General features: G+C 58.1%; 1 protein-coding gene. It reads right to left on the reverse strand.

Annotated elements, in window-relative coordinates:
• A partial coding sequence (locus B7449_RS19225; protein WP_244465791.1) for a hypothetical protein occupies positions 1-360 on the reverse strand: 360 nt, incomplete at both ends.

The raw sequence follows: 360 nt of genomic DNA on the forward strand, positions 1-360 counted from the left end.
CGCTGCCCGATTTCCTTCTCTACATCCGACCAGACAAAAGTCGGGTCGCCCCAGCAGGGATATCGCGCAACCTGATCGAGGAAATCGCGCCGTGTGGCTGCATTGTCGAACCATGTCTGCGCGAAGCCGGTCCGATTATAATGCGCGATAAATCCGAACATATTGCTCAGCCGGTTATACAGGGCCGGGGTAAATTTTTCTGCAGGCATTGCGAGTGCGATGAACCGCAGGATCGCATTACCAAGCTTTGCCTTTTGCTGGGCCGTCGCCCATTGGGTGGGTTTCAGGACAACCGGGTCGAAAGGCGGGATCCGAAGCCGCTCGCACAGGATCGGCCCCGCCGTCATGACACCTGGCTCC

It is taken from the genome of Komagataeibacter intermedius TF2, from assembly GCF_000964425.1.
Taxonomy (GTDB): domain Bacteria; phylum Pseudomonadota; class Alphaproteobacteria; order Acetobacterales; family Acetobacteraceae; genus Komagataeibacter; species Komagataeibacter intermedius.